An 11,345-nucleotide genomic window follows, 5' to 3' on the forward strand; every position below is an offset into this window, starting at 1 on the left:
CAGTGTGTCTCTATCCTTGGTTTTAAGTGCTCATCTTATTCGTGAAAATTCGTGCCGTCTGTCGTCGCTTTAATGATGCCGGCGCGGATAACGAAATCGCCGAAGTGTTCGCCTTCCTCACGCTCTTTCGCGTAGCGCGGGAGAATGGTGCGAAGCTCATTCAGAATTTCCTCTTCACCGATATTTTCCCGGTACATTTTGCTCAAACGGCTGCCGTCAAACGCCGCTCCTAAATACATATTATATTTTCCGGGCGCCTTTCCGATAAATCCGATTTCGCCGAGCGCATGGCGGGCGCAGCCATTCGGGCACCCGGTCATACGGATGGTGATTTCTTCATCCCGCAGCCCGTTTTCGTCAACAATGTCTTCAATCTTATCAATCAATTTCGGCAGATAGCGCTCGGCTTCGGCCATGGCGAGCCCGCATGTCGGAAGCGCGACGCAAGCCATTGAACTGCGGCGGAGGGCGGAATGCTGCCGGCCGTCTGTCAGACCGTATTGTTCGATTAATGCGCTGATTTGTTTCTTTTTCTGGCTCGAGACATTACCGATAATCAGGTTTTGATTAGAGGTGAGACGGAAATCTCCCGTATGGACTTTGGCGATTTCACGTAATCCCGTCATCAGCTTATAATTCTCATAGTCCGTGACGCGGCCGCCTTCGATAAACATCGTAAAGTGCCATTTACCTTTTACACCCTTCACCCATCCGTAACGGTCGCCGTTATGGTCAAAATGATAAGGTTTCGCTTCATCAAGCTGCCAGCCGAGGCGGTTTTCCAGCTCGGCTTTTACGTTTTCCAGCCCGAGACGGTCAACAGTGTACTTGAATCTGGCATTCTTTCTGACGGAACGGTTTCCGTAATCGCGCTGAATCGTAATGGTTTTTTCCGCTACATCATACAGCTGCTCCGGTTTGCAGAAGCCGATGACTTTTGAAAGCTGCGGATAAGTGGCCGTATCGCCGTGCGTCATTCCCATACCGCCGCCGATTGCAACGTTGAATCCGATAAGACGGCCTTCCTCCACGATGGCAATGAAGCCGAGATCTTGAGAAAAGACATCGATATCATTGGACGGAGGCACGGCGATTCCGATTTTGAATTTCCGCGGCAGGTACAGCGGCCCGTACATCGGTTCCGTTTCCGTGTCAGGAGTGCCCGCTACACGTTCCTCATCAAGCCAGATTTCATGATAGGCTCTCGTGCGCGGAAGAAGGTCATCGCTCAATTTCTTCGACCATTCGTATACTTCCGCATGAATTTCAGACTGGTGCGGATTTGAAGCGCACATGACGTTTCGGTTGACATCTCCGCAGGCCGCAATGGTATCAAGCAGCGCCGCATTGATTTTCTGAATCGTTTTTTTCATGTTCCATTTTAAAATTCCGTGCATTTGGAACGTTTCACGCGTTGTCAGCTTCAATGTATTGTTTCCGTATTTTTGCGCCAGTTCATCCATGACAAGCCATTGTTCCGGAGTTGACACGCCGCCTGGCATCCGAACGCGCAGCATGAACTGATAAGCCGGTTCAAGCTTTTGTTTTTGACGTTCATTACGGAGATCGCGGTCATCCTGCAAGTAGCTTCCGTGATGCTTCATCAGCCGGTTGTCATCGTCCGGGATGCCGGCTGAAATCCGGTCGAGCATGACTTCTTTCAATGTGCCGCGCAAATAATCACTTTTTTCTTTAATTTCCTCAACATCACTTGGAGGGCCTTCCGGCGCTTTTAAAATGTTGTTCACCATGCTGAATATGCTCCTTTCAAACCAAAATCAATATACGTCACGCTGATAGCGTTTTTTCTGCTGCATGTCTGCCAGGAAGCTTTCCGCTTTTTCACGGCTCATGCCGCCTTCTTCCTGAATGATATCGAGAAGCGCCTGGTGCACGTCATGCGCCATATGCTGTTCATCACCGCAGATGTATACGGCGGCTCCCTGCTGCAGCCATTCATAAAGCTCTTTGCTTTGTTCTTTCATGCGGTGCTGCACATATACTTTTTCCTCCGAATCCCGGGAAAAAGCGACGTCCATTTTTGTGAGAACACCGTTTTGCAGCCATTTTTGCCATTCCGTCTGGTACAGAAAATCAGTGACAAAGTGCTGATCCCCGAAAAACAGCCATGTTTTCCCTTCAGCTCCGGTTTCTTCACGCTCCTGCATAAAGGAACGGAACGGCGCGATGCCTGTCCCCGGCCCGACCATAATGACCGGTGTATCCGGATTGTCCGGCAGCTTGAAGTTTTGGTTGTGCTGAATGTAAATCGGAAGCGTATCTCCCGGCTGGAGTCTTTCCGCACACAGAATGCTGCAGACGCCTTTTCGTTCTCTGCCGTGCGCGTCATATCTGACCGCTCCGATTGTCAGATGCACCTCTTCCGGATTCGCTTCTAAACTGCTTGCGATCGAATAGAGCCGGGCCGGCATTTTACGCAGGATGGAAAGAAAGTCTTCCGCTGTCGCTTCCCACGGACCGAAATCCCGGACGAGATCAAGCAGATCACGGCCGTTGATGTACGCTTTCAGCTGCTCTTCGTTTCCTTCGGCCAGAAGTTCACTCAGCTTTTGGTCAGCCGTAAACTGTGCGGCCTTTTGCAGGAACGGTTTTGTTAAGACGGTTATTTCAAAATGAGAAGTAAGCGCATCTTTCAGCGGGAGGCGCTCTCCTTGTTTATTCACCGCCACTTCCTGTTTTGGGTCCCATTTCAGCTCATTGATCAGCTCATCAACGAGCGCCGGATCATTTTCCGGATAGATGCCGAGGCTGTCTCCGGGCTGATACGCGAGGCCCGCCCCTTCAAGCGAAAGCTCGAGATGGCGTGTTTCTTTATTCGAACCGCGTCCGTTCAGATTGATGTTCTCAAGAACCTCCGCCCGAAACGGGTTCGTTCTGGAATAAACGGATTCACCGAGAGCCGGCGTCTCGGCAGGCGCTTCGGCTGTTTGATTTCCCGCTCCTTCGTTCAAACCGCCGATGACCGCGTCAAGCCATTCAGAAAACGGCTCATCATAATCAAGATCGCAATCAACCCGCGGCGCAAGCTGGGTGCCGCCGAGCTCCTGAAGACGCTCGTCAAACTCTTTGCCGGTCTGGCAGAAAAATTCATACGAGCTGTCCCCGAGCGCCAAAACGGAGTAACGGAGCGCTTCAAGCTTCGGCGCGCGTCTGCCGTGAAGAAATTCATGAAAGGCCAGCGCGTTATCCGGCGGATCGCCTTCTCCGTGCGTGCTCACCACGATCAGTAAATTGTTTAATTTTTTCAGATTATTCGGCTTAAAATCGTTCATCGACGCGACGGTGACCTGGAATCCCCGTTCCTCAAGCGTCTTTACCGTCTGTTTCGCAAGACCTTCCGCATTTCCCGTTTGCGATCCGTATAATACGGTGACTTCTCTTGAGACTGCCGGGCTTTCTGCTGGAGCCGGAGCAGCGGGTGCGGCTGTTTCACCGGATTCGGACCGGGCCGCAGCCAAATAACCGCTCAGCCAGATTTTCTGTGATTCTGTCAAGGTCGGCAGAAGGCGGTTAAGGAGCTCTGCCTGCTCCTGATTAAACGGACTGTTCATGACCTGAAGTTGCAACGATATCCACCTCACAAGGAATTAAACGTAACGTACGTTATTTCTATAGGAATTGTCAAAATAATATTCTAATTGAAACTTTACCGAAAGTTTGTATGTAAGTAAAATATATAATCATGATGACAATGATTAAGATTCCTAATGATAAAAAGCCCTTTGCACTTGGCAAAGGGCTTACACGAATAAGCCGGCGGGCACTTCTTTTATAAAAGGAGAGGGTTCTCCCGGAGACAAAACGGTCAGATGATGCATCGCCCGCGTACAGGCCGTATATAACAGCTTACGGTCATGTTCGCTTTTGTACTGGACAGCAGAGGCGTCAGCGGCAATGACGGCGTCAAACTCAATGCCTTTTGCCAAATAAACGGGAATGACGCATACCCCTTTTTGAAAAGGCTGGTTTTCTTTATTGATCAAACGGACACCGCTCCCGGCGCTGACCGCCTGAAACACTTTTTTGGCTTCCGCGGCCGTTTTGCAGATGACGGCGACCGTCTCCCAGCCTTTTTGTCTGAGCTCCCGGATTGTATCCGCCAATTGTTCCTGCCGCGCTTTTTCTGTATCCGTCCGCAAAACACGCGGTTTTTCCCCGTTCCGGTTAAAAGGCTCAATGTCATCGCCGTCAGCCAGCAGCGCTTTCGTAAATTCAACAATCTGCCGCGTCGATCTGTAAGTCCGTTTCAGGCTGACATACTTTTCTGCACCATTGCGAAAGCAGCCGGCGAGGGAAGAAGGGCCCGTAATGGTGTGGGCATAAATCGACTGGCTGACATCACCGAGCACCGTCATCTTTGCCGCCGGGAAGATGCTTTGAATATACGTGAGCTGAAATGAGGAATAATCCTGCGCTTCATCAATGAAGACGTGCTTCATTTGTGTGTTTTTTCTTTTTCCTTCTAACAGATCCTGCAAATACAGATACGGAGCGGCATCTTCATACGGAAGTGACCGTTCTGCAAATGCGTTTCTGGTCAAAGCGCCGATGCTCTCCCAATGATCGGGCTTTTCAGCAGCTCCCCAGTCTGAAAACAGCCGGAGATACATCCGTTTTATATCGAGAAAGCCGAGCCGTCTGACGGCCTGCTTAATCGGTTTAAAGGCTTTGCCGACAATAATGGCGCCAAGCAGCCGCTGTTCGCGCTGATGGTCGTCAAATACAGGTTCATCATCTGCCGCCTGCTTCTTGAGTGTTTGATAAACCTCAGCATAGTCTTCCTTATCAAGCAGCTCGCTCTCCTGCAAGACCCATTCCTTCTTACGCTCCTTTTTTTCGAGAGCGCTGATTTCCGCGAGAAGCCATTCCGCCGTCAGCTCCGCTCTGTTCGGAATCGGCAGCTGCTGATCAAGCGAATAAAAATAGGCTTCAATCCGTTCTTTTGAAATCAGGATGTCTCCCCGGAAGCTGATCTGTTTACACATCAGGCCCGAGCCGGAAAGCGAGCCGGCATAGCGGTCAATCATGGCCTGGAAAGCTGATGACGCTTTGTAAGCAATGGCTGCGAGCCTTACGGAAAGTGCGTCCTGATTTTGTTCAGTCAGGCAATATTCAAGCTGCTCGTACGGGCTTTCACAATCAAACTTTCGTCCGAGCCGGCGGATGATATATTCCTGAAAGGTGGCCTGCTCCATATTCTCTTCTCCCAATTCCGGCAATACGGCGGACACATAACTGTTGAACAAAATGTTCGGGGAAAACAATACAATCTGACGGGCATCAAGCACCCCGCGCCCGCGGTACAGCAAGTAAGCGGCCCGCTGAAGCGCCGCGGATGTTTTCCCGCTTCCGGCGGCTCCCTGAACAATGAGATATTTGCTTTTTTCATCCCGGATGATTTCGTTCTGTTCTTTTTGGATGGTTGACACGATGTTTTTCATATGCTGTCCGGAATGGCCGCTCAGCACCTCTTGCAGCATTTCGTCACCAATCGTCATATCCGTGTTAAACATCGCTTTAAGCGTCCCGTTTTTAATGATAAACTGCCGCTTCAGTGTGATGTCTCCCTCTATCGTTTCTTCCGGAACTTCATAGCGGGCTTTTCCCGGGGAATATTGATAGTAAAGAGATGAGATGGGCGCGCGCCAATCATAAATGAGAAATTGCTCGTTGTTTTCATCCATCAAAGAAGTCAGCCCGATATAAACCCGCTCGGAAGAGGACTCCCCTTTTTCCGTAAAATCGACACGGCCGAAGTAAGGAGAGGTTTTCAGCTTTTGGATTTTTTGAAGCTGCCGGTATTGAAGCCGATGCGTCCGTTCACGTTCTGAAAGCATTTCCGCCTGCTGTTTAATGCTTGAAAATGTCTCAGCCGCTTCGTGGGCGTCATCCATATTCACGGTGACATCATCCCAAAACGTTTTTCTCAGCCCGACAATATCCTGCTTCAATCCGCCCGATGAGGCTTCAAGATGAGTTTGTTTCTGTTCCAGTTCCTTCATGACAAAATTGATTCTTTCCTGCTCTTCTTTCCACTCTTTATCACGTTTTGCCATCAGCGGCACCTCCGACATCAAGCTGACAAATCCGGCTTTCATCATACAAACATATATGCAACATATTATTCAGCATTATGGTCAAATACCCTTTTTCTTATCATATCGGGCGTATTTTTTATCAGAAGCCGTTATGAAAAAAAACCGATTTCTTTTGTGAAATCGGTTTTTTTACTGATCTATATGATAGGAACGATTCGGCAGGCGCCACCTGAACACATAACTGCAGATGCGGCATGCCACAAGCACAAGAAACAGCACATACAAACCGGCGGCATCCCCGGCCCAGCCGAGGCCCACGATTAACCCTCCGAGCGCGGCCCAGACTGCATAAATTTCCGCCTTGAGCACAAGCGGCTTCCTGCCCGCGAGCAAATCCCGTATGATGCCGCCCCCGCTGCCGGTCAGGACCGCTGCCGCAATCACCGCACTGAGCGGATGGCCCATTTTCACGGCATATAAAGCGCCTTGGATGGCAAACGCCGAAAGCCCGATGGCATCGGATAGGTTGCCCCATTTACTCCAATGTCTTAACAGCAGCTTCGGAAACAAAAAGACAATCGTAACTGATGCGAGAGCGATTTGAAAAAACGCGCCTTGCTCCCACAAGGCGGAGACCGGAACACCGATCAGCAGGTTTCGGATGGCTCCACCGCCGAAAGCCGTTACAATCCCCAAAATATATACGCCTAAAATATCATACTCCTCTTCCATCGCAACAATCGCTCCGCTGACCGCAAACGCAATGATGCCGATTACACTAAGCAGCTCCCAGGCCATTCCATATGCTCCTTTTTATTTGTTAAATTTTCTGACGACCATTAGATTTTATAATCGCTTTCTCTTAAAATCAACCTTATTTTTGAAAGATTCTGATTCCTAACCCGGGACAATCCCACCCGCAACGGCTGGGAGCAAGAACATTTACCTATTTTATACTATTTTGGGAGGTTTGTTGGAAGTTTCATTGAATACTTTCTCTAACAAAAAGGGGGTTATGAGATGAAAATCAGTTCACTTGTTTTTCCTGTTTTATTGGCCGCCGGATTAATTCCCGGCCTGCCGTCAGCCGAAAGCCATACGCATTCGCACACTCATGCGGAGCCGGCGAAAACGGTGTATACGGACCCGCTTCCGAAAGCGGATCATTTTAAAGATCTGAAGGGCCCGGTCCAAGTTGAACAGACGGTTGACACAAAAATTCTGGATGAAAACGGCAAGCAGGTCGGCACGAAACGATTTAATGCCAATGTCAGTCAGGATAAAGCCTCAACTAAAGCCAGCACGGGCTCTCAGAAGGTCAGAGTTTTGGCGGTGGCGGACGCTGAATACCGCGCCAAATACAGCGACTGGCAAACGCGAATCGTCCAGATCGTGGAGCAGGCGGATGTCGCTTTTAACCGTGATCACAACATTGATTTCGTCGTACAGGCCGTGCAGGCTTGGAATTCTTCCGGCTCAAACAGTTCTCAGATTTTATCGAATCTCCAAGGCAGCTTCAGAAATCAAAATTATCATTTTGTCGTCGGTTTTACCGCAAAATCAAGTTTTGACGCCGGCGGTATCGCGTATGTATATAACGGCAAACCGAGCGGCCCGGCTTTCAGCGTGAACCTTGATCAAGGAACGGCCAACACGGCGAAAGCGGCACAGCACGAGTTTTCCCATAACTTCGGACTTCAGCATGACGCCCAAGGCAGCGGCATCCGCTGCGTCATGAATTATGATTATGCCTATTCCGTTGATATTTGGGACAGCTCCCATAACAGACAGATTGCGACAAACAAAGCTTGGTACAAATAATAGAAAAAGAGCCGCTCCCTTGGAGCAGGCTCTTTATTTTGCCGTGCGTTCCGTTTTGACAAAACACATGCAGATAATAATGAGAATAAATGCCGTCAATGACAAGAAAGGAATGGTAATGAAACCGAACCAGTTAATATATTCAGATGAGCAAGGCACGCCGTAGACACACGGCTTGATGCCGCTGAAACCGGGCACCTTCTGCTCAAGGTAATGCATGATCGATATAAACGCGCCGATGACGGCCATCGGCAGCACGTATTTTTTCACGCGCGTGTCACCCTGGAAGGTGGCGATTCCTAAAATCAGGACAAGCGGGTACATGAGAATTCTTTGATACCAGCACAGCTCGCACGGTATGAATTTTCTGATCTCGCTGAAATATAGGCTGCCGAGCATGGCAACAAGAGCAATTACCCAAGAAGCATATAAAAATACGATTCTATTTTTCATTTTTCAGCTCTTTCTTAATCGTTTTTGAAATCTCATCATAATTAGAGAATTCTTTAATCACTTTGTTATTGACGTAAATCGTCGGTGTCGCCGTGATATTTAATTTATCATTCAGGTCAGTGTCAGCTTTCAGCTCTTTTGCGAAGGTTTCTTTATCAAGGTTTTCCTTCAGCTTGTCAGGATCAACCTTTTTCGCGGTGCTTTTGACCGTCTTTTCAAGCAATGCAGGCGTGACCCATTCCTGTTCGCTTGACGGCTGCTCTTCAAACAGCTTCTCATGGAAAGCCCAGAATGATGCCGGGTCTTCTTTCCACACTTCTTCTGAAGCAAGAGCCGCCAGACGCGAGCCGCTTCCGTGGTACATGACGTTCACAAATGAAAATTTCACGTCGCCTTTATCGATAAAATCTTTTTTGATTTTCGGAAAGATATCGCTGTTAAATACTTTGCATGACGGACATTTGTAATCTCCGAATTCAACTACCGTAACAGGCGCGCTGTCTTTGCCGAGCACGGGCTGTCCTTTAATGGAAGGCTGTTCGGCGACTGTTTCGCCCGCTTTTTCCGTTTGGTTGTTAATAATTACGATGACCGCAAATAAAACGACAACGATTAACGTCAGTATCACCGCAAATTTCGCAGACGATTGTTTCTTTTTCACTCAGACACCTCATTGTTTTTAAAATAAAAAAGAAGCGGATGCCGGATGGCCCGCTTCTCTATTTTACCAAGACAACCTTGTTTAAGAAAACCCTGAAAAACGAATTATCTTTGACAATTATTCCGCTTTCACTCTCATGACGCGCATCGCGTTGGCAACGGCGATCAGCGTGACGCCTACATCTGAAAAGACCGCTTCCCACATGGTGGCGAATCCGAATGCGCCAAGCAGGAGAAAAATGATTTTTACGCCTAAAGCAAATCCGATGTTCTGCCAGACGATCCGGCGTGTGCGGCGTGCAATCCGGATGGCTTCGGCTGCTTTTGACGGCTGGTCTGTCATCAGGACGACATCGGCCGCTTCGACGGCGGCATCAGAGCCGAGAGCCCCCATGGCAGCTCCGATGTCAGCTCTGGCAAGCACAGGCGTATCATTAATCCCGTCACCGACAAACATCAGTTTTTCATTCGGTGCAAGCGCCGCTTCAAGTTCTTCGACGCGGTCTACCTTGTCACCCGGCAAAAGCTCTGTGTACACGTCATCAATACCGAGCTCTCGGCCGACAGCTTCTCCGGTCTGCTTTGAATCACCCGTCAGCATCACTGTCCGCTTCACGCCGAGCACTTTTAAATTGGCAATGGCCTGTTTGGCGTCCTCTTTGATTTCATCGGCGATCACGATCGCCCCCGCATACTGCTGATCAACGGCGACATAGACGACGGTTCCGTTATTTTCAGCTGTACCGAAAGCGATTTGTTCTTTTGCCATCAGTTTTTGATTTCCGGCCAAAATCGTTGATCCGCCGGTTTTCACCCGAATGCCGTGTCCGGGTATTTCTTCATATTCTTCAATCTCGTCTGCCGCTAACGGTTGATTGTAAGCTTCACGGATGGAAGAAGCAATCGGATGATTGGAATGGACTTCTGCGAGCGCGGCCGCATGAAGCAGGCTGTCTTTTGTAAACCCTGCCGCCGGCTTGATATCAGTAACGGCGAAATTGCCTTTCGTTAAGGTTCCCGTTTTATCAAACACGGCGTATGCCACCTGATTGAGCGCTTCTAAATAGTTGCTGCCTTTCACGAGCACCCCTGCTTTAGACGCAGCTCCGATACCGCCGAAAAACCCGAGCGGAATGGAGACGACGAGTGCGCACGGACAAGAAATCACAAGGAAAATCAGCGCGCGGTACACCCAGTCGGAAAGCGCGGCTGAAGGCACGAGAAGCGGCGGTAAAAAGGCGAGAAGCACCGCAATAATGACAACGGCCGGTGTATAGTACTTGGCAAACTTCGTAATAAAGTTTTCCGTTTTCGCTTTACGTCCGGCCGCATTTTCGACCAGATCCAATATTTTTGACACGGCCGAGTCTTCATATCCTTTAGAGGTTTCAATATGAAGCACGCCGTTCTGATTCATAAATCCGGCCATCACATCTTGCCCCGGCTCCGCTTTTCTCGGCACGGATTCGCCCGTTAAAGCGGATGTATCAACCATCGAAGAACCGCTCAGCACCTTTCCGTCCAGCGGAATCCGTTCTCCGGGATTCACGACGATGACCTGTCCGACTTTGACGTCCTGCGGCGGAACGGCAGCCATGCCGTTTTCCGTTTTCACATTGGCGTACTCAGGACGGATGTCCAATAACGCGCTGATCGATTTTCTGGATCGGCTGACGGCCGCTCCCTGAAACAGTTCACCGATTTGGTAGAACAGCATGACCGCGACGCCTTCCGGATACTGATGAATCACAAATGCGCCGATCGTGGCAAGCGCCATCAGAAAATGCTCATCAAATACCTGGCCGCGGACAATGTTTTTTCCCGCTCTGGCTACGATATCGCCGCCGATGATCAAATATGAAACAAAAAAGAGCAGAAACTCAAGGACGGCGCCCGTGTGCGCGAAGTAAGCGATGACGGCCAAAACGGCTCCCGCTGCCAATCTCACTAACATCAGCTGCAGCTTTTTGCGGTATTCATCCTCGCCGGGTTTGTCTTCATGCTTCGAACGAACGGTCACATGAGGATCAATGGACTTTACTTTTTTCGCAACCTCATCTTTCATCCATTGCTCGTTTTTGCCGCCGGCTGAGACCGTGATGGTGCTTGCCGCAAAATTGACAGCACAGCCGTCTATGCCGTCAATGGCTTTTACGCCGTTTTCTATTTTTTTTGCACAGTTGCTGCAATCAAGTCCGTCTAATACAAATTCACCTTTGGCTGCTTTCATTTTCGACTCACCCTACTTTCCGTAATAGGATTCCCATAACATCAATACAGCTAAACGATTTTATATATATGAACATATACTCATATATTTGTTTTCTCTATTATATGCAGGCTTTGAATAAA

Annotated in this window: 8 protein-coding genes; 1 reads left to right on the plus strand and 7 read right to left on the minus strand. The window is 49.3% G+C overall.

Features of this window, described 5'->3' with window-relative positions:
- Positions 1-35: 35 nt before the first annotated feature.
- From cysI to OTK50_RS11345, 4 genes are all read right to left on the minus strand, one after another.
- Positions 36-1,751, minus strand: a complete 1,716-nt coding sequence (cysI, locus tag OTK50_RS11330) for an assimilatory sulfite reductase (NADPH) hemoprotein subunit (protein WP_003151735.1) — start codon at positions 1,749-1,751, stop codon at positions 36-38.
- 27 nt (positions 1,752-1,778) lie between these two features.
- The gene (locus OTK50_RS11335; RefSeq protein WP_020956336.1) at positions 1,779-3,587 is read right to left on the minus strand and encodes an assimilatory sulfite reductase (NADPH) flavoprotein subunit; all 1,809 of its coding nucleotides are present in this window, start codon (positions 3,585-3,587) and stop codon (positions 1,779-1,781) included.
- A gap of 174 nt (positions 3,588-3,761) precedes the next feature.
- Positions 3,762-6,077: an RNA polymerase recycling motor HelD gene (gene helD / locus OTK50_RS11340; RefSeq protein WP_224223802.1), complete on the minus strand. Its 2,316-nt coding sequence runs from the start codon at positions 6,075-6,077 to the stop codon at positions 3,762-3,764.
- Positions 6,078-6,248: 171 nt separating this feature from the next.
- Complete coding sequence (locus OTK50_RS11345) at positions 6,249-6,857, minus strand: trimeric intracellular cation channel family protein (protein WP_007410017.1); 609 nt, start codon at positions 6,855-6,857, stop codon at positions 6,249-6,251.
- A 222-nt stretch (positions 6,858-7,079) separates the two neighbouring features.
- Between OTK50_RS11345 and OTK50_RS11350 the strand changes: the two genes are divergently transcribed.
- A complete protein-coding gene (locus OTK50_RS11350; RefSeq protein ID WP_007410016.1) occupies positions 7,080-7,880 on the plus strand; it encodes a zinc-dependent metalloprotease in 801 nt (266 codons plus the stop codon).
- Between the two features lie 33 nt (positions 7,881-7,913).
- Here OTK50_RS11350 and OTK50_RS11355 read toward each other — a convergent pair whose 3' ends face one another.
- The 3 genes from OTK50_RS11355 to OTK50_RS11365 form a co-directional block, all read right to left on the minus strand.
- A complete protein-coding gene (locus OTK50_RS11355; protein ID WP_224223803.1) occupies positions 7,914-8,333 on the minus strand; it encodes a disulfide oxidoreductase in 420 nt (139 codons plus the stop codon).
- The gene (locus OTK50_RS11360) at positions 8,323-8,994 is read right to left on the minus strand and encodes a DsbA family protein (RefSeq protein ID WP_224223804.1); all 672 of its coding nucleotides are present in this window, start codon (positions 8,992-8,994) and stop codon (positions 8,323-8,325) included. Before OTK50_RS11360 ends, OTK50_RS11355 begins: the two co-directional genes overlap by 11 nt.
- A gap of 117 nt (positions 8,995-9,111) precedes the next feature.
- Entirely contained in the window at positions 9,112-11,223 is a 2,112-nt protein-coding gene (locus OTK50_RS11365) for a heavy metal translocating P-type ATPase (RefSeq protein WP_224223805.1), read from the minus strand.
- Between the last annotated feature and the right edge of the window lie 122 nt (positions 11,224-11,345).

It is taken from the genome of Bacillus sp. NEAU-CP5 (genome assembly GCF_026420705.1).
GTDB classification, from domain to species: domain Bacteria; phylum Bacillota; class Bacilli; order Bacillales; family Bacillaceae; genus Bacillus; species Bacillus velezensis.